Source organism: Rhodococcus sp. D-46 (genome assembly GCF_011290655.1).
Lineage (GTDB): Bacteria > Actinomycetota > Actinomycetes > Mycobacteriales > Mycobacteriaceae > Rhodococcus_F > Rhodococcus_F qingshengii.
On sequence record NZ_JAANTF010000007.1, the window covers coordinates 289286 to 315732 of the forward strand.

General features: G+C 62.5%; 23 protein-coding genes. 15 read left to right on the forward strand and 8 right to left on the reverse strand.

Going from position 1 to position 26447, the window contains the following annotated elements; all coding sequences use genetic code 11:
- Positions 1-52 precede the first annotated feature (52 nt).
- Positions 53-856 (forward strand): TetR/AcrR family transcriptional regulator, encoded by an 804-nt coding sequence (locus G9U53_RS19705; protein ID WP_165639093.1) that lies wholly within the window; start codon positions 53-55, stop codon positions 854-856.
- On the opposite strand, the gene G9U53_RS19710 is transcribed toward G9U53_RS19705, so the two are convergent.
- On the reverse strand, positions 791-1774 hold the full coding sequence (locus G9U53_RS19710; protein ID WP_007733475.1) for a sugar-binding domain-containing protein: 984 nt from the start codon (positions 1772-1774) through the stop codon (positions 791-793). The two genes, G9U53_RS19705 and G9U53_RS19710, sit on opposite strands and share 66 nt — an antisense overlap.
- Before the next feature lie 239 nt (positions 1775-2013).
- Between G9U53_RS19710 and G9U53_RS19715 the strand changes: the two genes are divergently transcribed.
- The 3 genes from G9U53_RS19715 to G9U53_RS19725 all read left to right on the forward strand — a co-directional run bounded on the left by G9U53_RS19715 (position 2014) and on the right by G9U53_RS19725 (position 6178).
- On the forward strand, positions 2014-2841 hold the full coding sequence (locus tag G9U53_RS19715) for an MIP/aquaporin family protein (protein ID WP_003940085.1): 828 nt from the start codon (positions 2014-2016) through the stop codon (positions 2839-2841).
- Between the two features lie 64 nt (positions 2842-2905).
- Positions 2906-4414 (forward strand): glycerol kinase GlpK, encoded by a 1509-nt coding sequence (gene glpK / locus G9U53_RS19720; protein WP_007733474.1) that lies wholly within the window; start codon positions 2906-2908, stop codon positions 4412-4414.
- A gap of 48 nt (positions 4415-4462) precedes the next feature.
- Positions 4463-6178 carry a glycerol-3-phosphate dehydrogenase/oxidase gene (locus G9U53_RS19725; protein WP_042451209.1) on the forward strand — a complete coding sequence of 572 codons (1716 nt, stop codon included), beginning with the start codon at positions 4463-4465 and terminating at the stop codon, positions 6176-6178.
- Positions 6179-6242: 64 nt separating this feature from the next.
- Here G9U53_RS19725 and G9U53_RS19730 read toward each other — a convergent pair whose 3' ends face one another.
- The 4 genes from G9U53_RS19730 to G9U53_RS19745 form a co-directional block, all read right to left on the reverse strand.
- Positions 6243-7520: a HAMP domain-containing sensor histidine kinase gene (locus G9U53_RS19730; protein WP_065455309.1), complete on the reverse strand. Its 1278-nt coding sequence runs from the start codon at positions 7518-7520 to the stop codon at positions 6243-6245.
- Positions 7517-8194: a response regulator transcription factor gene (locus G9U53_RS19735; protein ID WP_003939990.1), complete on the reverse strand. Its 678-nt coding sequence runs from the start codon at positions 8192-8194 to the stop codon at positions 7517-7519. The genes G9U53_RS19730 and G9U53_RS19735 overlap by 4 nt, the downstream gene beginning before the upstream one ends.
- A gap of 144 nt (positions 8195-8338) precedes the next feature.
- Entirely contained in the window at positions 8339-8770 is a 432-nt protein-coding gene (locus G9U53_RS19740) for a hypothetical protein (RefSeq protein ID WP_242692600.1), read from the reverse strand.
- Positions 8763-9419, reverse strand: coding sequence for a hypothetical protein (locus G9U53_RS19745; protein ID WP_003939689.1), 657 nt, complete (start codon positions 9417-9419; stop codon positions 8763-8765). The genes G9U53_RS19740 and G9U53_RS19745 overlap by 8 nt, the downstream gene beginning before the upstream one ends.
- A 253-nt stretch (positions 9420-9672) precedes the next feature.
- On the opposite strand from G9U53_RS19745, the gene G9U53_RS19750 reads away from it, so the two are divergent.
- The 7 genes from G9U53_RS19750 to G9U53_RS19780 all read left to right on the forward strand — a co-directional run bounded on the left by G9U53_RS19750 (position 9673) and on the right by G9U53_RS19780 (position 17253).
- Positions 9673-10239, forward strand: a complete 567-nt coding sequence (locus tag G9U53_RS19750; protein WP_042921673.1) for a hypothetical protein — start codon at positions 9673-9675, stop codon at positions 10237-10239.
- 63 nt (positions 10240-10302) lie between these two features.
- Positions 10303-10764: a hypothetical protein gene (locus tag G9U53_RS19755; protein ID WP_003940038.1), complete on the forward strand. Its 462-nt coding sequence runs from the start codon at positions 10303-10305 to the stop codon at positions 10762-10764.
- 236 nt (positions 10765-11000) lie between these two features.
- On the forward strand, positions 11001-11924 hold the full coding sequence (locus G9U53_RS19760; protein ID WP_042451488.1) for a thiamine pyrophosphate-dependent dehydrogenase E1 component subunit alpha: 924 nt from the start codon (positions 11001-11003) through the stop codon (positions 11922-11924).
- 10 nt (positions 11925-11934) lie between these two features.
- Positions 11935-12984 carry an alpha-ketoacid dehydrogenase subunit beta gene (locus G9U53_RS19765; RefSeq protein ID WP_007733466.1) on the forward strand — a complete coding sequence of 350 codons (1050 nt, stop codon included), beginning with the start codon at positions 11935-11937 and terminating at the stop codon, positions 12982-12984.
- Positions 12985-12986: 2 nt separating this feature from the next.
- Positions 12987-14504, forward strand: coding sequence for a 2-oxo acid dehydrogenase subunit E2 (locus tag G9U53_RS19770; protein ID WP_003940555.1), 1518 nt, complete (start codon positions 12987-12989; stop codon positions 14502-14504).
- 6 nt (positions 14505-14510) lie between these two features.
- Positions 14511-15908 carry a dihydrolipoyl dehydrogenase gene (gene lpdA / locus G9U53_RS19775; RefSeq protein ID WP_063315914.1) on the forward strand — a complete coding sequence of 466 codons (1398 nt, stop codon included), beginning with the start codon at positions 14511-14513 and terminating at the stop codon, positions 15906-15908.
- A gap of 106 nt (positions 15909-16014) precedes the next feature.
- Complete coding sequence (locus G9U53_RS19780; protein WP_054188867.1) at positions 16015-17253, forward strand: helix-turn-helix domain-containing protein; 1239 nt, start codon at positions 16015-16017, stop codon at positions 17251-17253.
- Positions 17254-17263: 10 nt separating this feature from the next.
- Here G9U53_RS19780 and G9U53_RS19785 read toward each other — a convergent pair whose 3' ends face one another.
- A complete protein-coding gene (locus tag G9U53_RS19785; RefSeq protein ID WP_165639094.1) occupies positions 17264-18475 on the reverse strand; it encodes a low temperature requirement protein A in 1212 nt (403 codons plus the stop codon).
- 192 nt (positions 18476-18667) lie between these two features.
- Here G9U53_RS19785 and G9U53_RS19790 point away from each other — a divergent pair, with 192 nt between their 5' ends.
- Together G9U53_RS19790 and G9U53_RS19795 are read left to right on the forward strand one after the other, a co-directional pair.
- Positions 18668-18892: a flavin reductase gene (locus tag G9U53_RS19790; RefSeq protein WP_230587458.1), complete on the forward strand. Its 225-nt coding sequence runs from the start codon at positions 18668-18670 to the stop codon at positions 18890-18892.
- An 11-nt stretch (positions 18893-18903) separates the two neighbouring features.
- Positions 18904-19194 (forward strand): hypothetical protein, encoded by a 291-nt coding sequence (locus G9U53_RS19795; protein WP_042451185.1) that lies wholly within the window; start codon positions 18904-18906, stop codon positions 19192-19194.
- 9 nt (positions 19195-19203) lie between these two features.
- On the opposite strand, the gene G9U53_RS19800 is transcribed toward G9U53_RS19795, so the two are convergent.
- Entirely contained in the window at positions 19204-21621 is a 2418-nt protein-coding gene (locus tag G9U53_RS19800) for a lysylphosphatidylglycerol synthase transmembrane domain-containing protein (protein WP_007733454.1), read from the reverse strand.
- 210 nt (positions 21622-21831) lie between these two features.
- On the opposite strand from G9U53_RS19800, the gene ppk2 reads away from it, so the two are divergent.
- Positions 21832-22797, forward strand: coding sequence for a polyphosphate kinase 2 (gene ppk2 / locus G9U53_RS19805; RefSeq protein ID WP_003940295.1), 966 nt, complete (start codon positions 21832-21834; stop codon positions 22795-22797).
- Between the two features lie 13 nt (positions 22798-22810).
- On the opposite strand, the gene mgrA is transcribed toward ppk2, so the two are convergent.
- Positions 22811-23842, reverse strand: coding sequence for an L-glyceraldehyde 3-phosphate reductase (gene mgrA, locus G9U53_RS19810; protein WP_007733451.1), 1032 nt, complete (start codon positions 23840-23842; stop codon positions 22811-22813).
- Positions 23843-24166: 324 nt separating this feature from the next.
- Between mgrA and G9U53_RS19815 the strand changes: the two genes are divergently transcribed.
- Positions 24167-26443, forward strand: a complete 2277-nt coding sequence (locus tag G9U53_RS19815) for a bifunctional SulP family inorganic anion transporter/carbonic anhydrase (protein ID WP_064073985.1) — start codon at positions 24167-24169, stop codon at positions 26441-26443.
- Positions 26444-26447 lie beyond the last annotated feature (4 nt).

Consider the following 26447-nt stretch of genomic DNA (forward strand, 5'->3'; position numbering starts at 1 on the left):
TTTATAGCGTACACAGTTCTAGGATGATGGCAAGAGTGAAGAGTGGGAGCTTATGGATCGCGGAGCGCTACCGAGAGCAGTTGAACTGGCCTGGGGACTGGACCAGCCGGGAACGCGGGGTCCGAAGAAGGGGCTCAGTCTCGAGCAAATTCTCGACACCGCGATCGAATTGGCCGACGCAGAAGGCGTCACCGCTCTGTCGATGGGCCGCGTGGCCAAAGCGCTCGGGTTCACGACCATGTCGCTCTACCGCTACGTGGCAAGCAAAGACGAACTGATCGAACTGATTTCGGATCGGGTGATCGGGCCGCCGCCGGCAATTCCCGACGGCGTGACCTGGCGCGTCAAGCTCGAGGCGTGGGCGAATCAGGAGTACGCCACGATGCTGAGTCGACCGTGGTGGCTCAAGCTGCCCATCACGGCTCCACCGACCGGGCCCAACAACATGGCGTGGCTCGACGCGGGTCTGAGCGCCCTCGACGGGGTCGCCCTGAGCGCCGCGTCGAAGTTCCAGGTGGTGACCAACGTGTCGTTGTTCGTCATCGGCCGCGCTCGATTCTCGGCTGACCTGGCTTCTCGTTCAGCGCAGTCGGCAGACGACGACGTCGCATACGGCGCTCTCATTGCTCGTGTCATCAATCGGGAGGGATTCCCCTACCTGAGTGCAGCAATCGAGGAAGGCGGCTTCGAGGACGGCAGCCCGGAGGGTGAGGCCGCCGGCGACGATGCCTTCGATTTCAGTTTCTCGCTCGGCTTACTTCTCGACGGAATCGAGAAGCTGGTGCAGCGGTCAGGACACCAGCGCGGTGGCGCTGACGTCGTCGATGATCAGATCGGTGATCAGCCCGCCCCGTAGTGCTCCCTCCAGGGCCGGCAGTTTTGCTGTTCCGGCGACGATGCACACGCGCCTGGCGACCTTCTCGAAAAGGTCCAGTCGCGGGCCGCTCGCGCGCTCGTTGAGTTCGATTCCGCGGTAGCTCCCGTCCGACCGGAAGAAGACGGTTGCGATGTCGCCGACCACTCCGTCGCGTCGAAGTGCTTCTGCTTCATCGGGTTCGAGGTATCCGGCGGTGTAGACGTGACTCGGTACGTTGCCGCCCGGTACGCCGATGCTGAAGACTGCCAGGTCCATTCGCTTCTGCATGTCCAAGACGCGTTTGATGCTTCGTTCGCGCCACAGTTGCTCCCGAGTTTCCGGGTAGTCGAAGAAGGCAGGCACCGGAAATCCTTGTGGCAGAGCACCGTAGGCGTCGGCGATGGTTCTGATGATGTCGCTGGCGTAAGAGATCCCGGTGGTGCGAGTATTCGCGGCGCCGTTGAGTTGCACGACGTACGAGTTGTACGTGCGTTTGGGGGCAAGGTGCTTGCTGACTTCACTGAGAGTGGTTCCCCAGGCGATCCCCATCACCATGTCGCTGTCGAAGAACGACGCCAGCAGGCGTCCGGCAAAGGTTGCGACCTTTTCGAGTCGCTCGAGATCTCCCACCAGTTCCGGCACGGTCACCACGTGGGCGCGCACTCCGTACCGTTCCGAGAACTCGCGTTCGATGCGAGGAGCCTGGCCGTGCGGGGTGCTGATCTTGATCTCGACGAGACCCGAGGTGCGCGCGTAGGTGATCAATCGGGAGACGGTGGATCGGGACACCCCCATGTCGCGGCCGATGGCAGCCATGGTCTGGTCCTGGAAGTAGTAGAGGCGTGCGGCCTGAACTGCGTCGGCGATGCGCGGGTCCGCCGGATCGGAGGTAGCGGAGTCCGAAGTGGGAGTTTCCATGGGTTCGTCCTGTCTGCACGTACGTGCAAGAGCATTGAACCGAATCCTATCCGAGTAGGCCCAGGCCGAGGCGCTCGATCACGCAAAGTCCCAGAAGTGTGTCTGTTACCCGCGTTACGGTGCGCAAATGGGGTATTTGCACATATGTGCACGAGCTATGCGTGAATGTGCAAAGGGCTTTACGCTACGGGTGCAGCAATCCAAACTATGACATGCATCACAACGAAGTGAGGGTGGGGATGGAGAAAGCCAAGCGATTAGGGCTTCCAGGCGAGTTGGCAGCCGAGTTCGCCGGAACGATGATCTTGATCTTGTTCGGCGTCGGAGTTGTGGCGCAGGTTGTGTCCGGCGGGAGCGGTGGGGGTCTCGGCGGACACGACAGTATCGCGTGGGCCTGGGGACTCGGCGTCATGTTCGGCATCTATGTCGCAGGCCGGGTGACGGGTGCTCATCTGAACCCCGCAGTAACCTTCGCCTTTGCGATCTTCCGGGGATTCTCCTGGCGCAAGGTCCTGCCCTACACGCTGGCGCAGACCGCTGGAGCCTTTGTCGCGGCCCTGATCGTCCGGTGGAATTACAACGACATGCTCAATGCCATCGATCCCGGACACACAACGGCGACTCAGACGATCTTCTCGACGATGCCCGGAAACGGAACGCTCCCGGTCAGTCTGGGATCAGCGCTGATAGATCAGATCATCGGCACGGCGATCCTGTTGTTCCTCATCGTTGCGGTGACCGATACTCGGGGAACTCCGCCGCTCGCGAATCTTGCGCCCTTCGTCGTCGGTTTGATCGTGGTGGCAATCGGATTCGCATGGGCGACCAACGCGGGTTACGCCATCAATCCGGCCCGTGACTTCGGTCCGCGGCTGGCGTCGTATCTCACCGGTTACGGCAGCGCCTGGCGAGATCAGTACGGGAGCCTGTATTTCTGGGTGCCCATCGTGGGGCCGCTGATCGGCGCTCCGATCGGGGTGTTCCTCTACGACAAGCTGATTGGTCGATTCCTGCCTGACGAGTCGGTGGAGAAGGCAGCCGAGGAGCCGGCCACGATACCGGCCTGATGGCGAATCATCATCTCTGACAGTAAATCTTTCGCACTTTCTTCGACACCAAAGGGGTAGCACGATGGCGCAGTTCGTAGCCGCGATAGACCAGGGAACCACCTCCACGCGATGCATGATCTTCGATCACAGTGGGCACGTAGTCGCTGTCGAACAGCACGAGCACACACAGATCTTTCCGCAGGCAGGCTGGGTCGAACACGATCCGATCGAAATTTGGGACAACGTCCGCAACGTCACCGCGGGCGCCTTGGCCAACGCAGATCTGACCGCGGCCGACATCGCATCCGTCGGCATCACCAATCAGCGCGAGACGGCAGTGGTCTGGGAACGAGCAACCGGAAAGCCCGTTTACAACGCCATCGTCTGGCAGGACACACGCACCGATCGAATCTGTACTGCACTCGCCGGCGAAGACGGCCCCAGGAAGTACACCGAAGTCACCGGATTGCCGTTGGCCACGTACTTTTCGGGCCCCAAGGTCAAGTGGATTCTCGACAACGTCGAGGGCTCGCGTGAGAAGGCCGAAGCAGGCGAGTTGTGCTTCGGCACGATGGACACCTGGGTGCTGTGGAACATGACCGGCGGCGTCGACGGCGGAGTGCACGCTACCGACCCCACCAACGCGTCGCGCACTCTGTTGATGGATCTCGACACTCTCGCTTGGGATTCGGCGATCTGCGCCGACATGGGCATCCCCGAATCGATGCTCCCCGAGATTCGCAGCTCGTCCGAAACTTTCGGATTCGTGCGCGAACGCGGAACGTTGTCCGGCGTGCCGATCGCCGGAATCCTCGGCGATCAGCAAGCAGCGACTTTCGGTCAGGCCTGCCTCTCGCCCGGAGAAGCGAAGAACACCTACGGAACCGGCAACTTCGTGCTCCTCAACACCGGCACCGAAAAGGTGATGAGCAAGAACGGCTTGTTGACGACGGTCTGTTACAAGATCGGTGAGCAGCCAACGGTTTACGCACTGGAAGGATCGATCGCCGTGACCGGTTCGCTGGTCCAGTGGCTTCGGGACAACCTCGGCATGATCGACAACGCGGCCGACATCGAGGTGAACGCGCGCTCTGTGGACGACAACGGTGGCGCGTACTTCGTGCCCGCGTTCTCGGGCCTGTTTGCACCGCATTGGCGCGCGGATGCACGCGGTGCGATCGTCGGTCTGACAAGGTTCGTGAACAAGGGACACCTTGCCCGGGCGGTGCTCGAAGCGACTGCGTACCAGAGTCGTGAGGTGATCGAGGCGATGAACCTCGACTCGGGTGTCGACTTGAAGGTTCTCAAGGTCGACGGCGGAATGGTCGCGAACGAACTCCTCATGCAATTCCAGGCCGATCTGCTCGACGTCGAGGTGATCCGCCCTGTCGTTGCGGAGACCACGGCATTGGGCGCTGCGTACGCCGCTGGTCTCGCGGTCGGGTACTGGGAGAGCGAGGACGACATTCGCAGCAACTGGGCGAAGGACAAGAGCTGGACGCCGTCGATGGATTCGGCCGAGCGTGAGCGCCTGTATGCAGGCTGGCAGAAAGCCGTCACTCGGACACTCGACTGGGTCGACGCAGACTGATCGCGGCGCCCCCATTTCTACCTATTTTCAAGTGAAGGAACAGTTTTCATGAGCACAGCACAAGCATTGAGTCCGTCCTCGCGGGCGGAGTCGCTGAAGAAGTTGGAAGAAACCGAACTCGACGTCCTCGTTATCGGCGGTGGCGTGGTCGGAGCGGGTAGCGCGCTCGACGCCGCAACTCGCGGTCTGAAGGTGGGCTTGGTGGAGGCTCGCGACTTCGCGTCCGGAACCTCGAGCAGGTCGAGCAAGCTGTTCCACGGCGGACTGCGTTACCTCGAGCAGTTCAATTTTGCGCTCGTGTTCGAGGCACTGCGTGAGCGGTCGCTGGTTCTGAATTCGCTGTGCCCGCATCTCGCGAAGCCGGTGCCGTTCATCTACCCACTCGAGAAGTTGATCGACCGGCCGTACGTCGGTCTGGGCATCGGCGTCTACGACGTGATGGGCGCAGGCCGCGGGGTTCCCTCACACCACAAGCATGTGGGCAAGAAGAAGACTCTCGAATCGTTCCCGTCCGGAAAGCGCTCTGCTATCCGGGGTTCGGTCAAGTTCTACGAGGGTCAGGTAGATGACGCCCGCCACACGATGATGCTGGCGCGCACGGCGGCCGAGTACGGTGCGCTGTGCGTCAACAGCACCCGCGTAATCGGCTTTCTCCGTGAGGAGGACCGCGTAGTCGGGGTGAAGGCCGTGGATCTGGAAACGGGTCGCGCGTTCGAGATCCGTGCTCGTCAGGTCATCAACGCCGCCGGTGTGTGGACTGACGAGATTCAGGAAATGGTAGGTGGTCGAGGACAATTCCAGGTTCGCGCTTCGAAAGGTGTGCATTTGGTCGTCCCGCGAAACCGCATCAACTCTGCGACCGGAATCATCACGCGGACCGAGAAGAGTCTGCTGTTCGTGATCCCGTGGGGAAGCCACTGGATCATCGGTACGACGGACACCGACTGGAACCTCGACCTCGCCCATCCGGCAGCGAGCCGAAGCGATATCGACTACATCCTCGGACATGTCAACAAGCTCCTTCAGGACGAGTTGACGCACGAGGACGTCGTCGGTGTGTACGCGGGGTTGCGTCCGTTGCTGTTCGGCGAATCGGATTCGACCAGCACTCTCTCGCGTGAGCATGCGGTGTCGAGTCCGGTCCGAGGTTTGACGGTGGTCGCCGGTGGCAAGTACACCACTTACCGCGTGATGGCCAAGGACGCTGTCGATTCCGCGGTGCACGGATTGGAACAGAAGGTGCCGAAGTCCTGCACCGAGCGTATCCAACTTGTGGGTGCCGACGGCTACTTTGCCGCGCACAACAATCGGCATCTCACCGCTGAGCGCACGGGACTGCACGTTTCGACCATCGAGCACCTACTGGGTCGGTACGGCACTCTGGCTGACGAGTTGTTCGAACTCGTCGAGGCGCGACCGGAACTGGGGCAGCCGTTGGACTCCGCCCCCGAGTACCTCAAGGCGGAGATCCACTACGCTGCGAGCCATGAGGGTGCGCAGCATCTCGACGACATCCTCACCCGTCGTACCCGCATCTCCATCGAGGTTACCGATCGCGGCGATGCGGCAGCTGCCGAAGTGGCGGAACTGGTTGCGCCGGTGCTCGGTTGGACTCCCGAGCACATCGCCGAGGAGATCGAGCACTACCGGTTGCGCGTCGCAGCCGAGCGGGAATCTCAGGAGCAGCCCGATGACCTCACAGCTGATGCGGCGCGCCTCGGTGCACCGGACGTTCGCACCGGAGTCACTGTCGGACAGGTTTGAGTCCGGGACACCAATGATCGGCCGGGACGCTGTGTCCCGGCCGATCGACCGAACTGCCTCGGTGTCAATCGAACTCGTCTGCCGAACATTCAGGGAGGTCGATCGTCACAACCGCGCCCTCGTTCGGATGGTTCGCGAAGTCGATACGAGCGCCGATGACCGCCGCTTGTCCCACTACGATCGTCAAGCCGAGGCCCAGGCCTGAGTTCGGGCCGCGTTCGACGGAGTTGGTCTGAAATCTCTTCGGCCCCTGGCGAAGCCACTCTTCAGTGAACCCGACGCCCCGATCTCGGACCGTGATGCGGGAGTGGTCGACGTGGACATTGATCGGCGACTTTCCGTGATTGCGAGCATTCAAGATCAGGTTGGCGATGATCCGCTCCAGTCTGCGCGCGTCGGTGTACGACACGGGGGTGCCGTGAACACTCACTTCACACTCGACTCCTGTGGTGGAAATCGCGTGACGCACCACCGGCGCCAGTTCCACCGATTGGATGTCTGCCTGCTCGGAGGTGGTGTCGAGGCGTGCCACTTCGATGACGTCCTCGGCGAGCCTCCTGAGTTTATGGACGCCGTCGCGCACCAATTCGGTTGGCCTACCGGGTGGCAGGAGCTCTGCGGCGCCGACCAGTCCGGAGATGGGCGTCCTGAGATCGTGCGCGATGTTGGCTGTCACGCGCTTTTCGGCGTCCAGTTGTCCCCGTAGAGCATCGGACATCGCGTCGACCGCATCCGCCAGCTCGGTGATCTCGTCGTCGAAAAGCGACCAGGTGACCGAGCGGACGCGGATGTCCGCTCCGGTAGACACTTTGCGAGCCGCACGGGCGGCCGAGCGCAATCGATACGACATCGCGAGTCCAAGCAGCACACCCAGGACGGCACCCGCTGCGATCACTGCGATGGTGGCGTTGCGAAGTGTCCGATCGACGCTGGCGATCGATTCCCGCTGCGCGGTGTACGGGACGCGAATCGCCACCACCTGAGTGTTGACGTCGGCAGCAGCCCAGACAAATGGCTGGTCCCCGCTGTCGACAAGGTAGGTGGCACGTTTGCCGCCCACCACGGCCTGACGCAACTCTTCCGGAACGTCGAGACCATCTGTGGTGGCGCGGAACAGCGCACGCATGCTGCCCGTTTCGTCCTGCAGCACCAGTTGGAGATTGCGATCAGCTGCCGCCCGCGCTGCATCCTCTTGGTTGTGTGAAAAGGTTTGATGCATCACGGTACTGAGCGTGATCGAGGCGACTGCGATCACGAACGTGATGGCCGCCGCGATCTTCCACTGAAACGACAACCGCCTCCCGGTGGACGGGAGCTTGGCGGCGAGATCCCGCGATCTCACCGATGGTTGTCCATCGTGTAGCCGAACCCCCGGACGGTCCGGATCTGTTCGGAGCCGATCTTCGTGCGCAATCGCTGAACGTGAACGTCGACGATGCGCGTATCGCCGCCCCAGTCGTAATCCCAGACGTCCGAGAGCAGTTCGGAGCGAGACCAGACTTTGCGCGGCACACTCACCATGACCAGGAGCAGCTTCATTTCGGTGGGCGTGAGAGCCACTTCGGCGCCCGAACGCGTGACGGTCACCAACTCGCGATCGATCTCCAGATCGCCGAGAGTCACGATGTCTTTCTCCGTACCGGAATGGGATTCGACCCGCCGGAGCACACTGCGGATACGGGCCACCAGGACACCGCTGTCGAAGGGCTTGGTGACGTAGTCGTCGGCACCGGCTTCCAATCCGAGAACGATGTCGACCGGGTCGTCGCGCGCGGACAGCATGATGACCGGCACCGACAGTTCCTCACGAATGCGTCGGCACAGGCTGATTCCGTTCAGGTCGGGAAGCATCACGTCGAGGACGGCGATATCCGGCTTGGCGTCGACCGCCATATCCATTCCGGTCAACCCACCCGATGCGGTGATCACCCGAAACCCGTTGCGTTCGAGATTCAATTGCGTTGCTTCGCGTATGACAGCGTCGTCTTCGACCAGCAAAATCAACGGATCGGTCATCGGCCTTCGCTTTCATGGGAACGGAACACTCTCAAACCCTTCACCGGTCCACTTGTATGCAGTCGACGATTGACAGAACTCCGGAATGCCGGGGTCTTTGCACAGGTCGACCATGACCGACAATCCTCCGGTTGAGCCGACGACTTAGCGTCCTGGGTCTTGCACTCCGAAGACTTTGTGAGCGCCCGATTCGTCGATCTGGTAGACGAATCCGGCGACCATGAAGCTGACCGGTGGGGCCGGTCGTCCCCAGATGCCGACAGACTCGCAGGTGAAGACATTGACGACGGCATCTTGCCAAACGGCGCCTGTCACGGGGGAGTACCGGATTTCGAAGGGGAAGTTCGCATCACCGCACAGTCGGAGACTGTCCTTGACCGCATCGGACACTTCCGGGTCTGCTCTGAGGAGGGCAACAGGATCGATGCTCAAGCCCTGTGAGAGATCCGAGGGGTCGAGTGATGCTGCGATATTCGGAGTGGGTTCTGATTCAGGCTCGGTGGAACAGGAGACGAGAGCAAACGCGACCGGCAGGCAAACACCGGCGAGCATCGCGCGGCGACGGCGATCAATCACGGATGAACTCCATTCCATCCCAGTGGAACTCGGTCCGAAGCGGTGGACGGGGGCAACATTCGAACTCCGGTGGCCGCGGATCCGTTTCCAGGACAGACAAACTCGCGGCGCGTTGACCGCTGACGATGAACTTTCCGCGCTCTTCGACGGAGAACAGGCGCTCACCCAGTTCGGGATCGTCTTCACTCGAACCGGCCTTGCCGCTGCGGTAGACGTAGCCGGCAAGGTTGACCGAAATCGACACTCCGGTCCCGGGTTGGTGGGCCGGTTGGCACGGATACACATTCATGACGACGAGTTCGGTCTCCGGCACGATACGCGGTGCGCCTGGATCGAGAAGGATGGACCCGACCGAGATCGGATACCAGTCAGGGCACGACCGAAGTTCTGTCTTCACTCCCTCGGACACCCCAGGATCGTCGAGGAGCGCCCGGCCCAACCTCGAGTTTTCGGCAACCCGTCTGGCCAGGTCTGCAGGTTGTGTGACGGGCAACCCGGTGGAAGCGACATCGCCTTCGATCACAACGCCCTGGGTGGACGCGCAGCCGGTGATCACGGACGCTCCGAGGGTTGCTGCCGCGAGCGCTGTACCGAACAGGCTGCGAGTACGGTCTGATCGACCGCCGCAGATGTCACTCCGATACAACACTTTCCCCTCCCCGGCCGCTGCGAACCCTCTCATCGGCATGTGCGTTTTCATACGATCACAGGTGATCTCGATATCGGAGTTTTGCCACCCACCGTTACGTAATCGTATGAATTTCTGGACCGTCGAGAGTTGGTACGCGACCGACGGAATTCTGTTACGAAACCGATGGAATCAGGCTCCTAGAGTGAGTCACGTCGGTGTTCACCGCTTGGGCGGAACGAGCTGATCCGCGTATCGAGGAGTGTGAGAGCAAATGCCTGAACTATTGCTGACCAACAAGACTCGGCGTCTGCGAGTGCTGCTCGCCGTACTGACGATCGGGGTGATGTGCGCGATGACAGGGTGTTCGAGTGATGACAACAGCGCTCCAGGAGACGAACCGACGACTACATCGGTGGTTGCGGCGTCTACGACCCCACCGCCGCTGACCGCAGCGACCACTTCGGAGACAGTCGAAGGCTCGAACTCGGTGGGCGGCGGTACGGACGCATCCACCCCCGGAGTCCCGGCGGGCGGAGCAGCGCCGGCCTGGACCCCGGTCTCGACCAGCGCGGTTGCCCCTGCGGCCCCTGGTCCGGCTACCGAGTCGACCAAGTGCACCGATCAGATCAATTATGTGGGTGACCCTCGTTCGAATGCGGAGATCAACAGCATCGGAGAGCAGATGGGTTCATGCCCGGCGCCGCTCCCGCCCGATGCCGTCGAGCCCTCCGAGAAGTGCACCGACCAGATCAACTACGGCGCTGACCCTCGTTCCAACGCCGAGATCAACATCATCGGGGAACAAACCGGGATCTGCCCCGAGCCGATACGCCCCTAGCGACTTCAAAACCTGAGCAGTAGTCGGGAATTCGACCAAGAGCCGAAGCAGGGGGAGATCGGAATGACAAGCAGGGCAGGTGGACGTTCGATCGACAGTGTTGCCGACGATGCGTCCCGAGGGGATCGGGACGCGATTGCAGAACTCCTTCAACGCATCGTGCCTCTGGTGACGAGGCGCTGTCGTGCCGAACTGCGACCGCTCGACGCTGATCGTATTGCCGTCGGTATCTGCCGATCCGTCCTGTCCGACATTCGGCGACGTAGACGTGCCGGAGAAGCGTTCCTCGCGCATCTGTACGACGCGATCAGTCGCGAAATCGATTCGCTACCCGCCTCCAGTCGACTCACTCTGCCCTTCGGTGATCTGTCGGCCGCAGAACGCAACGTCTTGGTAGCTCGCATCGTTGTCGGCTTCGACGTGCGCGAGACGGCGCTGTCACTGAGAACGACAACGAGCGCCGTCGAACTCGCCCAACACCGCGCGCTGGCCAAGATCAGACGCGGCAGCCTGAGCGGCGCCTGAATCAACGCTCGAAAGTCAACAGCTGCAACCCTTCGCAACTCCCGGCAACCTCACGCAACTCTTTCCCTTCGCCCGTGACCTACACGACACTGCATGGCGACGAGTGATCGAGAACGAGGAGTGTGACTGTGGTTCAACGGACGGCGCAGAAGCCGACAACCCCAGGATCGAAAAAGACCGGCGCCAAGCCTCATTCGGGGCTGGACCGGGATGCATTGCTGAAGGCGTACGAGAAGATGTCGCGCATTCGTGCGTTCGAGGATCGACTGCACGAAGAGAATGCAACCGGTGACATCCCCGGCTTCATTCACCTCTACTCGGGCCAGGAAGCCATCGCGGTGGGAGTGTGCGAGAACCTGAGCGACGCCGACTACATCGGATCCACTCACCGCGGTCACGGGCACTGCATCGCCAAGGGCTGCGATCTGAACGGCATGATGGCCGAGATCTTCGGCAAGGACGACGGCCTGTGTCGCGGTAAGGGCGGCTCGATGCACATCGCCGACCTGTCCGTGGGAATGCTCGGCGCCAACGCGATTGTCGGCGGAGCCCCGTCGTTGGCGATCGGTGCAGCACTGAGTGGTAAGACGCTTCGAAACGGTGTCATCGCAGCGTCGTTCACGGGTGACGGTGGATCCAACCAGGGAACCGTCTTCGAGGCGATGAACATGGCTGTGGTGCTGGATCTTCCGATCGTCTTCGTGATCGAGAACAACGGATTCGGTGAGGCCACCGGAACCGACTACGCAGTTGGTGCACCCGACATCGCCGCGCGCGCCGCATCCTTCGGCATGCCTGCCGTCAAGGTGGACGGCACCGACTTCTTCGCGGTCTACGACGCAATGGCGGAAGCATCCGAGCGCGCCAGGATCGGCGGCGGCCCCACCACGATCGAGGCGGCGGCATTCCGTTGGCACGGCCACTTCGAAGGTGACGCGCAGCTGTACCGCACGGCGGAACAGGTTGCGCAACTACGGGAAACCAAGGATCCGCTCAAGAATTTCCGTAGCAGCGTGGATGTGAAGAAGGTCAGCACCGCTGATCTGGACGCGGTGGACGAGCAGTCGCGAGTGCTGGTGGACGAGGCGGTAGCGAAGGCGCGTGCCGCGGCGTATCCACCCGTCGAGAATCTGCTGACCGATGTCTACGTGTCGTACTGAGGAGCCCGAGATGACAAGCGTGGAAGCCGAGAACGTGTCGAAGAAGACCTACCGCGAGGCCGTCAAAGAGGCCATCGCCCAAGAAATGCAACGCGACCCGAGCGTCGTTCTCATCGGTGAGGACGTACGGGGTGGGCATGCCGGTACCAATCCCGATCTGGAGACGAAGAAGATCGAGGCATTTGGCGGTGTCCTGGGTGTCACCAAGGGATTGTGGACGGAGTTCGGATCGGAGCGTGTAATCGATACCCCGATCACCGAATCCGCGATCATCGGAATGGCTGCCGGAGCCGCACTGACCGGACTGAGGCCGGTCGCCGAGCTGATGTTCATGGACTTCTTCGGAGTCTCCTACGACGCGCTCTACAACCAGGCTGCCAAGTTCCGCTACATGTTCGGTGGCAAGGCCAGAACCCCGCTGGTGGTGCGAGGCATGATCGGCGCAGGGTTCTCCGCCGCTGCGCAGCACTCTCAGTCTCCGTACAACGTGTTCGCGGCGGTGCCTGGTCTGAAGGTAGTCGCTCCGTCCAATGCCTACGACGCCAAAGGCCTTCTCATCCAGGCTATCCGGGACGACGATCCCGTCGTCTTCTGTGAGCACAAGGTTCTCTACGACCTCAAGGACGAAGTGCCGGACGAGCCGTACGCGATTCCGTTCGGCGTCGCCAACTACACCAGGCAGGGCGACGACGTCACGATCATCGCGTTGTCCGCAATGGTGAACCGCGCCAACGACGTAGCAGACAAGCTGGCCGCCGAGGGTATTTCGGTCGAGGTTGTCGATCCTCGTACCGTCTCACCATTGGACGAGGACGGCATCCTCGAATCCGTCGCATCGACCGGACGCGTCGTGATCGTCGACGAATCCGCCGCCCGCTGCGGTTTCGGGCACGACGTAGCCGCGCTGATCGCCACCAAGGGATTCAACTACCTGAAAGCGCCGATCGAACTGATCACGCCGCCGCACACGCCGGTTCCGTTCTCCCCGACCCTCGAAACTGCCTGGCTGCCTGACGCGGCGCGCATCGAAGAGTCGGTTCGCAAGCTGGTGAGAGCCTGATCATGGCTGACATCAAAGCTATCGACATCCCCAAATGGGGGCTCTCCATGGAGGAGGGGTTGGTCAACGCGTGGCTCATCGAGGAAGGTGACTCGTTCACCAAGGGCCAGTTGATCTGTGAGATCGAGACCAGCAAGATCACCAACGAGCTGGAGGCGCCGTTCGACGGTGTTCTCCGCAAGATCGTCGGCACACCGGGGCAGACTCTGCCCGTCGGCGCCGTGATCGGTGTGTCCGCCGATGCGTCCGCGACGGATGCGGAGATCGAGCAGTTCCTCGCCGCCCGCGGCGCAACCGCGCCGGCGGAAGAGCCGGCACCGTCCCCAGCTGCTGCGCCGGCGGCTCCCGTGACACCTGCGGCTACACCGGCTGCGAAGGTGGTTGTTGCACCGAAACCTGCACCAACCGGTTCCACCGTCGTACCGAGCGTTCTGCAAGGCACGACGCAGGACGATGTGTTTGCGAGTCCTCGCGCACTCCGACGTGCGGAATCGCTCGGAATCGATCTCGCCGCCGTAGTGGGTACCGGTCCCCTCGGGCGGATCAGTGTCCGCGACATCGACGACGCGATTCGTGACGCCGGTGGCACTGTTGCGCCGGTAGTGCCGGCCGCGAGATCCGGCCTCCCGCTGCGATCGACCGCCGACGACAGTGCCGTGCCTGCCACCCCGGTCGCACGCAGAACTGCCCGATCACTGGGGGTCAACCTGCATGACTGTCGTCCGACGGGTTCGCGGGGGCGCGTCTGCGTCGCCGACGTGCACGACGCCGCTCGTTCCGCGCAGCTCCTGCCCGAGGCGGCGGCTGAGACCGAATCTGTTGCGGCCGAACCTGAGTACGACACAATTCCTTTCACCCCCATGCGATCGGCAATCGCCGGTAGGTTGCAGGCGTCCAAGCAGCAGGCACCCCATTTCCGGCTCACCGCAGACCTCGAGCTCGATGCGCTTCTCGCTCTGCGCAAGGAGATCAATTCGACCGTCCCGGCGGTCAAGCTGTCGGTCAACGACTTCATCGTGAAGGCTTGCGCCGCTGCACTGATGAAGGTGCCGGACGTGAACGTCCAGTTCGATGCCGCGAACGAATCGGTTCTTCGATTCGCGTCGGCGGATGTCTCGGTGGCAGTTGCACTTCCGACCGGCCTGATCACGCCCATCGTGCGTAGCGCGAATACCAAGTCGTTGGCGGACATCTCGGGTGAGGTGCTCTCGTTGGCCACCAAGGCGAAGACCGGCAAACTTCGTCCCGAAGAATTCCAGGGCGGAACCTTCACGGTGTCCAACCTCGGCATGTTCGGGATCAAGGCATTCGACGCGATCATCAATCCGCCCCAGGGAGCGATCCTTGCCGTAGGTGCGGGGGAGAAGCGCGCGGTGGTGGTCGGTGACAGTGTTTCTGCCCGGACCGTGATGACCGTGACCCTCTCGTGCGATCACCGGGTTATCGACGGAGCCCTGGGTGCGACCTTCCTTCGGGAGCTCCAGCGCTTTGTCGCTTCTCCCGCGCTGATGTTGGTGTAAGGGGCTGTGGTGGAAAACAATACGTCGCATCAGTACGACGTTCTTGTCATCGGTGGCGGCCCCGGTGGTTACGTGGCGGCGATCCGGGCTGCCCAGTTGGGGTTGAACGTCGCGCTGGTAGAACGTGATCGCCTCGGAGGTATCTGCCTCAACTGGGGTTGTATCCCCACCAAGGCGATGCTGCACGGCGCGGACGTCGCGCATACCTTGAGTGAACTCGACACATACGGATTCAGTTCGGCGTCTGTCCAGTTCGACATCTCGAAGTTGGTGTCGTTCAGCCGAGGGGTCTCGGAGAGGTTGTCCGGCGGTGTTGCCTATCTGATGAAGAAGAACGGCGTCGACGTCATCTCAGGCGCCGCGAAGTTGGTCGACAAAGGCGTCGTATCCGTGGGAGGACAGACGCATCGAGCCGACCACGTGATCATTGCAACCGGTGCCCGGCCGCGTTCGATTCCCGGCGTTGCCCCCGACGGTGATCGGGTGTGGACCTACTTCGACGCGCTCGTCCCGAAGGAACTGCCGAAGTCGCTGCTCGTGATCGGGTCCGGTGCGATCGGAGTCGAATTCGCCAGCCTGTACCGCGATCTCGGAACCGAGGTGACCATCGTCGAGATGGCACCACACATCATGCCGGTCGAGGACGAAGAGATCTCGGCCTTCGTTCGCAAGCAGTTCGAGAAGCGTGGCATCACGATTCACACCGGAGCCTCGGTGTCGGCGGTGACCGTCGGCGACGACGCCGTCCAGGTGAATGTGCAGACGAGCGACGGTGTCGAGTCGTTGACCGTGGACCGGGTGTTGGTGGCGGCCGGAATCACCGGCAACGTCGAGGATCTGGGGTTGGAGGCTCTGGGCGTCGAGATCGAGCGCGGTGCGATCGTCACCGACCAGTGGTGCCGTACCAGCGCTTTCGGGATCTATGCGATCGGTGACGTCGCGGGCGCTCCATGTCTGGCGCACAAGGCAAGCCACGAAGCTGTCCTGTGCGTCGAAAAGTTGGCAGGCGTGCCCGACGTTCATCCGCTCGATCGCGACTACGTTCCGGGGTGCACGTATGCCCGCCCACAGGTGGCGAGCCTGGGTCTGACGGAGAAGCAGTGCGCCGGTACTGGTCGCGCGCTGCGGGTCGGACACTTCGACCTGCAGGCGAACGGCAAGGCACTGGCGATCGGCGAGGCCGAAGGCTTCGTCAAGACGATCTTCGACGCCGATACCGGGGAACTTCTCGGCGCGCACATGGTCGGTCCGGATGTGACCGAGCAGATTCAGGGTTTCGGTATCGCTCGATCCCTCGAAGCCACCGGCGAGGATCTCGCCGAGGTCGTGTTTGCTCATCCGACGCTCTCGGAGGCAATGCACGAGTCTGTGCTCTCGGCGCTGGGGAGACCCCTCAACGCGTGAGCACCGTTCGCGTGCGTGAACGCCGTCCTTTCGTTCACGCACGCGAACAACTCTGCAACCGGGTGCAACGCTCGCTTTCGATGACCCCGTCACATAGGACTGGAGTGTGATCGGCGAAACGAATCGACTCGAACCGGCCCTGGCCAGTGGTGAAGACCCGGCGCAGTACGCACGTGTTCTCGAATCCGTCTACGAAGCAACGATGTCGGGACGCAAGCCGCCTGCGCGTCCGCGCTCCGTCATCGCGAATTCGTGGTCGCGTTTGCGTGCGCTCGGACTCGATCCGGACCGGTGCTCGATCACCGAGACGGGCCGCGAATCCGAGATCGAAGAAGGCAGACGCGCAGCCGGCATGGCGGAGATCTTCGACGAGGCGGTGCACGGTCTGGCACCACTCGTCGGCCCGGACGACGCGAATCTGATCGTGGTGGCGGACCGCTACGGACGTATCCTCTGGCGACACGGGTCCAGTCGAATGCTGGATCGGGCCGAACGGCTCGGGATGATCGAGGGTGCGTCGTGGACGGAGGAAGCTGTTGGTACCAACGGGATCGGCACTTCCTTGGCATCAGGTTCGGCAGTGCAGGTGTTCTCGGCCGAGCACTACTCGCGCTCGCAGCATCCGTGGACCTGCTCCGGGGCGACGGTTCGAGATCCGCGTAGTCGCCGGGCCATCGCCGTCGTGAACGTCGCCGGCGCAGCAGACACGGTCCACCCGTCGACTCTCGCTCTGGTGGACAGTGTGGCCAGGCTGGCGGAATCCGCACTGCGGGAGAAGCATCGAATCGGATTGGATCAGCTCCGGATGATCTCGGTATCGACGCTGGCTCGCGCGAGTCAGCCGACAGTGGTCGTGGACCGCAGTGGCTGGGTCGCGGCGGTGGACTCGATGGCGCCGATCTACAGAATCGCACTGCCGAAAGTGATGAGCAGCGGCGAGCATTGGCTCCCGTCGCTCGGACTATGTATGTGCGAGCCGCTTCCGGGTGGTTGGCTCGTCCGCCCTCAGATGGATCCGGCGTCCGGAACGGTTTGTGCCGAAGTCGAATTGGATGTGCAAGATCCGAATGCGATGGAATTGCGGTACTCCTCGGCAATGGGGAGCTGGAGCATCGACCTCAGCCCGCGCCATTCGCAGATCCTCGTGGCTCTGACACATGCGCCCGAGGGCCTCACGGCCTCGCAGCTCGCCTCACAGTTGTTCGGCGATCCACGCAAGACGGTGACCGTCCGGGCCGAGATGTCGAGGTTGCGTAAGCGATTGGCCGGAATCCTGTTGGCTCAGCCCTATCGCTTCGACCCGGCGGTGAGGGTAAAAACCGCCCCTGCTGTGCGCCTTTATTAACCGCGGGGGGTTAATAAAGGCGCACAGCAGAGCGGCGCGAACGCCGCACCTGCGCGTACTCGTAGCCGTTCTGCCAGGTCACGGTGGCCACCAGCACCCAGATGATCCACGTGGCGCTCATGTGCGTGCCGACGATGCCCATGACGATGGGGACGGCGGTGCACGGGAGCGCCCAGCCGAGCAGCCACCGTCGGTCCGATCGCGCGAACAGCCCTGCCACCAGGCTGATTCCGAAATAGACTGCGATGCTTCCGCACAACAACCACCGCAGGTTCGCGGGCGTGTGCTCCGCACCGTGTTCGGTTGCCGCTCCGAGCCCCGCGACCAGAACCGCGATAGCGCCGGTGGTGAAACAGTGCAGCGCCATGTCGATGCGAGCGGGAAACTTCTCGGGCTGCAGGTGCGGAACACCGGCGTGGCCGTAGAGAAGCGAGAGAGCCCACATGCCCGAGAGCAGGACAAACGATCCGACTGCGAGGCTGACCACCGTCGAGTCCCAGGTGAGCTTCGAGGCCGCAGAAATCACGAGGATCACACCCTCGCCCAGCACGATGATGACGTACAGGCCCAAGCGCTCGGCAAGGTGAGCCCGATCGGAGTGCAGGGCTTCGAGTTCGGGCATCCGGTCGTCCTTGAACCCCCGAACCTTGATGATGCGGTCGAGCTTTTCCTGCGCGTCTTCCATGATCGCGCTGCCGGAGACGACGAACATGATCAGCAGGTCGATGGCCACACCGGCGGTCCAGAGCCAGAACCGAGTTTCGCCCTCGAACCAGAACGAGACGATCCACGGGATCACACCGAGAGACATCTGGGCGATCGGCCAGTCCACGACTATCTGGCCGTTGTGCCACACCCGACTCGCCAGCAGACGTACGGCCACGTAGGCGACAGCGAAGGCCAGCGCATGGTTGTCGTGGATGCCGGCCACGGCCGCCATCATGACGGCCAGTCCGAACATGGCGATCAGCATGCTCGGGATCCGGACACGGTCACCGGCAACGTTGCCGTACATCGTGAACGTCGCCCACGCGGTCCAGAACGCGAGATAGAGCAACGCGTAGAGCGCGACATCCGACCACGCCGGCGAACCGTGGAGCAGGTGAGCCAGCTGACCGATACCGGCAACCACGACGAGGTCGAAGAACAATTCGATCCACGACGCGTGTCGCTCGAGCACCGCCTTCTGCTTCGAGTCTGGTTCATTTCCGAGTTCCGACATACAGCTCAGTATCGGTTATCGGCATCAACAGTGCTGGTAGGCGGCGAAGTTGTCCGTTTTTTCGAAGTAGTGTTTATGCTGTCCGCGCTCACGCGCGCGCCGTCAGGGAGGGGCATGCGAAGGCGCAAGTCGACGCCGTCGACCACATGACAAAGAAGTACGCACAAGAGTTGGCAGACAAGGGCTGACATCGTGAATGTCCCACAGGGCAACCGGGCGTTGTGTTTTCGAGAAGCCATGGCGCACGTGTGCTCACCGAGACTGCCGGACGCTCCCATCTGGATCGTGTGCACTGTGGACGGTGGTGATCACAAGATCGTGACAGGATCGGTGGACGAGGTCGAGCACCGCGAGTCGAATCCACTGACCTACCACCGGCGTGTATTCGGTACGCACGCACCGACGTCAGTGCTCTAGGAAGGAGAGCCATGTATGTACTGGTGGACGACGGCCGCGTCAGCATCCACGATGTGGACAACCTGAAGGCCTTTCACGTCGAGGTGAGTGCCGACATCTCCGAAGCCGAACTGGACGAACTCTTGCGCCTTCAGGATTACGGATACGTCAGCGGTGGTAGTGCATTCATCTCGGTAGCCCGAGTTCGCGAGAGCACCACGGACGTCGAAGGTGTTGCCGCGATGGTCGACTACGCCCAGAGCAAAGGCTGGGTGGACGAGGACGGTGAAGCACTGCAGGCTCACGTCGTTCGCCAAAAGTAGCGGAACGGCTCAGACCATGTCGTTCTTCTGCAGCCACCGCAGTGTCGGCCAACCGCAGAACACAGGGAGCCAGCAGGTCAGCACTCGGTAGAGCAGGACCGACGGGACCGCGATACTTGCCGGCAGTCCGAATGCGGACAGACCACCGATGAGGGCGGCCTCGACGGCTCCGACGCCACCCGGTGTCGGAGCCGCCGAGGCGAGCGTCCCACCGATCATCGTCACGATGGTGACGGTGATGAACGTCGTTCCGCCGCCGAATGCTTCGACGCTCGCCCACAGAGCCAGGGCGGCACCCAGAGTTGTTGCGGCGCTGCCGCCCACGATGATGAGGAAGCGGGTCGGGTTTCGCGCGAGTTGGCTCAGTTCACCCAACACCTCGGTGATCTGAGGACGCAGATCGTCGCGCAGCCACCCACGGAGTTTCGGAATGAACATGAATGCACCGAGAACTCCGAGTGCTACGCCGCCCGCCAGGTACAGAACAGTGGATCCCGGGATGAAGTGCGAGAGGTTCGTATCACGTCCGGCGACGATCGAGAAGAAGATCAGCAAGCCGACGTGGGTGACCACCTGAACCGTCTGTTGCAGCGCGACTGCGGCCGTTGCGCGGACGGTACCGAGCCCGCCCTTCTGCAGGAACCGCACGCTCAGCGCTAGCCCGCCAACTCCGGCCGGAGTTGTCGTCGCCGCAAAGGTGTTGGCCACCTGCATGATCAAGAGGTTGCGGTAACTGACCATCGACGACGCACAGGCCCACAGGGCCGCAGCCGCGCCGACGTACGTCAGTGCGGAGACGCCGAGGCCGAGCAGTGCCCACCACCAGTTGGCCGTCTTCAGTTCGGTGATGAACGCGGGGACCTGGCTGATGAAGGGGTAGGCGACGTAGACCAGACCGATGAGCAGAACGAGCTGGATCAGCTGGTTGCGACTGAATCGGGTGACCTGTGCGGGAGCGACCTTTTCGATCCCGTTCTTGGCACCGACCTCGTCTCGGATCTCGGTCATCAGTTTTGCGGAATCCGTGACCGTTCGCCGAATTCGGTTGGGCAATGCAGCGGTGGTCAATCGGCCGGAGGCGGCGAGAATCGTGTCTGCGCCTTGCGCTCGAATCGCGGCGTCCACCGCTGCATCGACCCCGAACAATGATGCGGTGGCGAAGAGAAGTTGTGCGTTGTCGGACTGCATCTGAACTTCGGTGGCGCCGAATTCGGAGTACGCGTACCCGCCGAAGAGGATGGTTCCGCCTTCGACACGAATCTCGGAAGCGCGCAGGTCGCCGTGCGCCATCTGGTGCACGTGAGCGGTATGCAGTGTTTGCCACAGCGCGTCGATCAGTTTGGTGGATTCTTCCTCGCCCGCCTGGTTCTCGACGGCGACGGCAAGGGGGATGCCACGAGGACTCGGGCGCGCGTACATCTCCCACCCGCGATCGAGTACCGAGATTGCGACGGCCTTGGAACTGGCCAGACCGATGTCGGCGAACGCGATACCCATGAGCGCTCGGTGTTCGACGGCGCGACGAAGTGATCCGTAGGGCGGCGGAGTTTCACGGTTCCGGAACGAGATCCAACGGAACGTCTGTCGAATTGCTCCGCTGCTTCGCTGGTTCTGTCCGTACAACTCGACGACGAGTTCGTCGAAAGGTTCGTCGTCCGGTGCTTGATCGATGGCTGCGGACATGACAAGAGGCCCGATTCCCGAGGGACTCACGACGCGGAACGCGGTGACGCGGTAACCGCGCCGCGCGAGTACGCGTACTGCCGAGTCCAACGGCACTTCGAGGGCAGGGGTGCCGACGGCGAGAACGATCACCGCGCCGATCAGGTAACCGACGGCGAGACCCAGCATCGATCGTGCGGGAACGATCGAGCTGACGATCAGATGGATGGGAGCGAAGAGCAGAAGCAGCGTCCACCAGGCTCGTCGCCACTTCTTCGGAAGCCACGGGCCCGAGACGGTGAGCACCGCCGCGAGCATCGCGATCCATCGCGGATCGTCGAGGAATTGAGACAGGAAGGTGGCGTCGAGTCGGTCCGGCACGTCGAGGTGCCATTTCGGTGCCGCCAGGCCTGTTCCGGTGAAGGACAGCGCGACACCGGCGCACAGGCCGGCGGCGGCGTATCCGGCCAGCAACTTCCACCGGCGCCCGACGATCAGGCCGATCAGGATGGCGAACGGTAGCGCCAGAATTGCGATGCCGTAGAGCAGGTACACAGTGTCGGACAGGCTCGGCGAGAGAACACCGACGATGTTGGACACCGACGTTTCGAGGGCGTCCCACTGACTTCGAGTGATCAGAGATCCCGCGATCACGCCGCCGAGCAGCACAGCAGCGATCGCAACCCGCATGATGTCGCTCGTACGGCGGTGCAGTGGTGGCAGGAGGCTTCCCGTTACCGGGATCTCCCGTCCGTCTACTCGCATCTCGCCAGAACTCTCTTCTCTCGGGGTTACCGACCGTCTCAGTTACCTCGATCAAGGTACCGCGTGAGGGTTCGGCGACTGGGAAGCCGGACCTGTCGTTACCTCCTCGATGCCAAGCAACATTCTCTTCGGACCCGCGGGAGCGGGCTTCGGCGCGTAAAATTCACTTTCCGGACGTTCGTTCATTTCGACGACAGGGAGTGCGTATTCATGAGCCCCGACGCCAGCGGTGTGGACGGTCGGGTTCCTGACCTGCCGACCCCGTCGACCAGAATTTCCGTCACCGAGGATTACGCGGCCGAGATCGACGAGCTGTCGAGTCTCAAGCACAAGCTCGGCGTGCTGGAGCCTTCGGAGTTCGCGGATGCCTGGAAGCAGGGCTATCCGTACGAGAAGAAGATGTCGCGCCGCGAGTACGAGCGGAAGAAGCGGCGTCTGCAGATCGAGTTGCTCAAGCTGCAGCTGTGGGTCAAGGAAACCGGTCAGAAGGTGCTCATCATCTTCGAAGGTCGCGATGCTGCCGGTAAGGGCGGGTCGATCAAGAGATTCACCGAGCATCTCAATCCCCGTGGAGCCCGCGTGGTCGCGCTCGAGAAGCCCACCGACATCGAGCGGACGCAGTGGTATTTCCAACGCTATGTCGCACACCTACCAAGCGGCGGCGAGATAGTGATGATGGACCGGTCCTGGTACAACCGCGCCGGCGTCGAACGAGTGATGGGTTACTGCACGCCGACGCAGTATCTCGAGTTCATGAGAGAGACCCCGGACTTCGAGCGGATGCTCGTCAACTCCGGGATTCATCTGCACAAGCTGTGGTTCTCGGTCAGCCGCGAAGAGCAGTTGGCGCGGTTCGCGGCCCGCCGAACGGACCCGGTGCGTCAGTGGAAGCTCTCACCGACCGATCTGGCTTCGCTCGACAAGTGGGACGACTACACCCAGGCCAAGGAAGCCATGTTCTTCTACACCGATACCGGGGATGCGCCCTGGACGGTGATCAAGAGCAACGACAAGAAGCGCGCTCGCCTCGAGGCGATGCGTCACGTGCTCGCCAGCTTCGACTATCCCAACAAGGATCACCGGGCTGTCGGTACTCCGGATCCCTTGATCGTCGGGCCGGCGTCGGCCGTATTCGAAGAGGGCGAGCACGTGAACGTGGAGTTGCCTCAGCTCTAGCGCAGGTGATCGCTCAGATCGAACTGGCCTCTGCCCACAGATTGATGCCGCTGTCCTTGGCGTGCTGATCTATGGAGGCCAGTTCGGCTGCGCTGAATTCGAGATTGTCGAGCGCGCCGACGTTGGCTTCGAGTTGGGCGACACTGGACGCACCGATCAGTACCGAGGTGACCCGCGAATCGCGGAGTGCCCAGCTCAGTGCCAGCTGAGCCAGCGACTGGCCGCGGTCTGCCGCGATGTCGTTGAGCGCGCGGATGTGGGTGAGAGCGTCGTCGGTCAACCACGACGGATCCAGTGACTTACCTTGAGCTGCACGGGAATCCTCGGGGACGCCGTTCAGATAGCGATCGGTGAGCATGCCTTGAGCGAGCGGTGAGAACGCGATGACGCCGACGCCGAGATCGTCGACAGCCGACAGCAGGTCCTGCTCTATCCAGCGGTTCAGCATCGAATAGCTCGGCTGGTGGATCAAGAGCGGAACCCCCGCAGCGGCGAGCAGTGCGGCGATTTCACGGGTGCGCTCCGGCGAGTACGAACTGATACCCGCGTACAGGGCCTTGCCCTGCTGGACAGCGCTGATCAGGGCGCCTGCGGTCTCGTCGATCGGAGTTTCGGCGTCAGGGCGATGGCTGTAGAAGATGTCGACATAGTCGACGCCGAGTCGTCCGAGCGACTGATCGAGGGACGACAGCAAATACTTGCGGGAACCACCGAATCCGTAGGGGCCGGGCCACATGTCCCAGCCGGCTTTGGACGAGATGACCAATTCCTCGCGGTACGAAGAGAAATCCTCACGCAGGATCCTGCCGAAGTTCGTCTCGGCGCTTCCGTACGGGGGACCGTAGTTGTTCGCAAGATCGAAGTGGGTGATTCCGAGATCGAATGCCCGCCGCAGAACTGCGCGCTGGTTCTCGATCGGTACGTCGTCGCCGAAGTTGTGCCAGAGGCCCAGCGAGATGGCCGGGAGTTTGAGACCGCTCCGACCGGTTCGGCGGTACGGCATGGCTTCGTAGCGGTCCTGCGCGGCGACGTACTGATCGGACATGGTGCCTGCCTTCACATCGTTGTGTTTGCGGTTGAGCGTTCACTCCCGACCATTATCGCCGACGGCGCTCAGGTGTGCCGGCCGCTGGAGGTGTGTCAGTCAAAATGCTTGCGGTTTAAAGCAATTCGATCGATCTTTTGGACCGATGTTCAGGTTCGAGTCACAGTGCCGGGCGGCGGTGACGTCGACCACGTCTGGGCTCGCATCTAAGGGAACGGTAAGGAATCGCGGCTACCATGGTCACAGTCGATCGGCGATACCGATCGCCGATTCGCTTCGAACATGTTGCCCAGCAGCCGGATCCGGGGTCCGGCGAGGAGATCTATGTCGACGCAGTCCGTAGTGCACGCACAATCATCCGCAGACGAGAGCGTCGTGGGGGATTCGTCTCCGCCGGGTGGTGGAAGCAGGCGATATCTCGAGCAACTGATCAGATACGACGTGCCGGCGTCGCTGGTCGTATTCCTGGTGGCGCTTCCCCTGTCATTGGGAATTGCGATCGCCTCCGGGGCGCCGATCATGGCAGGTCTGATCGCCGCAATCGTCGGCGGAGTGGTGGCCGGAGCTGTGGGAGGTTCACCGCTGCAAGTCAGTGGTCCCGCAGCCGGCCTGACCGTGGTGGTCGCCGAACTGATCGGCAAGTTCGGGTGGAAAGTCACCTGCCTGATCACCGTCGGCGCCGGAATTCTGCAGATCGTGTTCGGGCTCAGCCGAATTGCCCGTGCGGCGCTGGCTATTGCTCCAGTGGTGGTGCATGCGATGCTCGCCGGTATCGGCATCACCATTGCGCTACAACAGGTTCACGTGTTGTTGGGTGGAAGCTCGGCCAGCTCGGCGCTGGACAATCTACGGCAGTTGCCCGCACAGATCGGTGCCTTGCATGTCGAGGACCTGATGATCGGACTCGTCGTCATCGCCACCCTTCTCGGGTGGCGCTATCTCCCTGCCGGTGTCCGCAAGGTTCCGGCGGCGTTGGTGGGCATCGTATTGGCAACTCTCGCTTCGCTGGCGCTGCCGATCGACGTCGAGCGTATTGCTCTCGACGGATCTTTGCTGGACTCGATCGGCCTCCCCGCTCTGCCCGACGGCCAGTGGCTCGGCGTCGCAACCGGCATCCTCACCATCGCCCTGATCGCCAGTGTGGAGAGTCTGCTCTCGGCCGTGGCCGTGGACAAGATGCACTCGGGCCCGCGGTCGAACTTCGATCGCGAGATGCTCGGCCAGGGCACCGCGAACATGGTGTCCGGGGCCATCGGCGGCCTTCCGGTCACCGGGGTGATCGTGCGCAGTGCGACCAATGTCGAGGCCGGGGCGAAGTCCCGCGCGTCGTCGATCATGCACGGCCTGTGGATTCTGCTGTTCTCGGCTGCGCTCGCCGGGTTGGTCCAGCAGATTCCGAAGTCTGCATTGGCCGGACTGTTGATTGTCATCGGTATTCAACTGGTCAAGCTGGCGCACATTCGGTTGGCGCGACGGACCGGTGATCTGTGGGTGTACGGCATCACGGTGGTCGGCGTCGTGTTCTTGAATCTGCTCGAGGGCGTCCTGATCGGGTTGGCGCTGGCCATCGCCCTCCTGGTGTGGCGTGTCATCCGCGCAACTGTCACCGCAGAAGAGTTGGGCGACAACGATTCCGGGAAGTGGCGCGTCCTGGTCGAAGGCTCGTGCACCTTCCTGGTGCTGCCCAAGCTGACGTCGGTGCTCGCCGGAATCCCACCGCGGTCGGACGTCACCGTCGAGCTGTCAGTCGACTTCCTCGACCATGCCGTCTTCGACGTCATCGAAGAGTGGGCGAGGCAGTACGAGTTGGCAGGTGGTTCGGTGATCATCGACGAAGTCGGCTCGGTGAGTATGGAGAGCGCGACCACCGGTCCGCCGAAGCGCGGCGCCGCAGTCACCGACCTGCGCGGCTTGCTCGCGCCGTGGGGCAGTTGGCAACCACAGGCTTCGGGGAGGAATCTGAGCAGCCCGCCGGCCTTGCGGCCCATTCTCGACGGGGTGTCCAACTATCATCGCCATCGCGCCGAAGCGATACGGCCGCACATGGATCAGTTGCGCGACGGGCAGAACCCCGACTCCCTTTTCCTCACCTGCGCAGATTCGCGAGTGGTGCCGAACATCATCACGAGCAGTGGCCCCGGTGACCTGTTCACCGTGCGCAATGTCGGAAACCTGGTTCCTGCCGGCGGCCGCGATACGTCGGTGGAAGCGGCACTGGCCTTCGGGATCGACGAGTTGGGTGTCAGTTCGGTGGTCGTGTGCGGACATTCGGGCTGCGGCGCGATGCAAGCACTCCTGACCAACGGTCCGTCGGAATCGGGAGTCGTCGGTGAATGGCTGCGGCATGCGGAGACGAGCTTGCAGGCCTATACGAGTGGCCATCCGGTCGCGCGTGCTGCGGCCGAGGCAGGTTTCTCGGAGGTCGATCAGCTCGGAATGGTCAATGTCGCAGTCCAATTGCAGACTCTCGAACGCCATCCTCTCGTCGGTCAGGCCCGTGTGGATGGTCGCCTGCGTATCGCCGGACTGTTCTTCGACATCGGCTCGGCTCGGGTCATCGAAGTGACAGCGTCGGGGATCGGCCAGTTGATCGAGACCTGAAGGG

Excerpts from the sequence above, each read along its gene's own strand:
- G9U53_RS19705 (WP_165639093.1), top strand. The coding sequence starts at position 53 with ATGGATCGCGGAGCGCTACCGAGAGCAGTTGAACTGGCCTGGGGACTG.
- G9U53_RS19710 (WP_007733475.1), bottom strand. The coding sequence starts at position 1,774 with ATGGAAACTCCCACTTCGGACTCCGCTACCTCCGATCCGGCGGACCCG.
- G9U53_RS19715 (WP_003940085.1), top strand. The coding sequence starts at position 2,014 with ATGGAGAAAGCCAAGCGATTAGGGCTTCCAGGCGAGTTGGCAGCCGAG.
- glpK (WP_007733474.1), top strand. The coding sequence starts at position 2,906 with ATGGCGCAGTTCGTAGCCGCGATAGACCAGGGAACCACCTCCACGCGA.
- G9U53_RS19725 (WP_042451209.1), top strand. The coding sequence starts at position 4,463 with ATGAGCACAGCACAAGCATTGAGTCCGTCCTCGCGGGCGGAGTCGCTG.
- G9U53_RS19735 (WP_003939990.1), bottom strand. The coding sequence starts at position 8,194 with ATGACCGATCCGTTGATTTTGCTGGTCGAAGACGACGCTGTCATACGC.
- G9U53_RS19750 (WP_042921673.1), top strand. The coding sequence starts at position 9,673 with ATGCCTGAACTATTGCTGACCAACAAGACTCGGCGTCTGCGAGTGCTG.
- G9U53_RS19755 (WP_003940038.1), top strand. The coding sequence starts at position 10,303 with ATGACAAGCAGGGCAGGTGGACGTTCGATCGACAGTGTTGCCGACGAT.
- G9U53_RS19760 (WP_042451488.1), top strand. The coding sequence starts at position 11,001 with ATGTCGCGCATTCGTGCGTTCGAGGATCGACTGCACGAAGAGAATGCA.
- G9U53_RS19765 (WP_007733466.1), top strand. The coding sequence starts at position 11,935 with ATGACAAGCGTGGAAGCCGAGAACGTGTCGAAGAAGACCTACCGCGAG.
- G9U53_RS19770 (WP_003940555.1), top strand. The coding sequence starts at position 12,987 with ATGGCTGACATCAAAGCTATCGACATCCCCAAATGGGGGCTCTCCATG.
- G9U53_RS19785 (WP_165639094.1), bottom strand. The coding sequence starts at position 18,475 with ATGTCGGAACTCGGAAATGAACCAGACTCGAAGCAGAAGGCGGTGCTC.
- G9U53_RS19795 (WP_042451185.1), top strand. The coding sequence starts at position 18,904 with ATGTATGTACTGGTGGACGACGGCCGCGTCAGCATCCACGATGTGGAC.
- G9U53_RS19800 (WP_007733454.1), bottom strand. The coding sequence starts at position 21,621 with ATGCGAGTAGACGGACGGGAGATCCCGGTAACGGGAAGCCTCCTGCCA.
- ppk2 (WP_003940295.1), top strand. The coding sequence starts at position 21,832 with ATGAGCCCCGACGCCAGCGGTGTGGACGGTCGGGTTCCTGACCTGCCG.
- mgrA (WP_007733451.1), bottom strand. The coding sequence starts at position 23,842 with ATGTCCGATCAGTACGTCGCCGCGCAGGACCGCTACGAAGCCATGCCG.
- G9U53_RS19815 (WP_064073985.1), top strand. The coding sequence starts at position 24,167 with ATGTCGACGCAGTCCGTAGTGCACGCACAATCATCCGCAGACGAGAGC.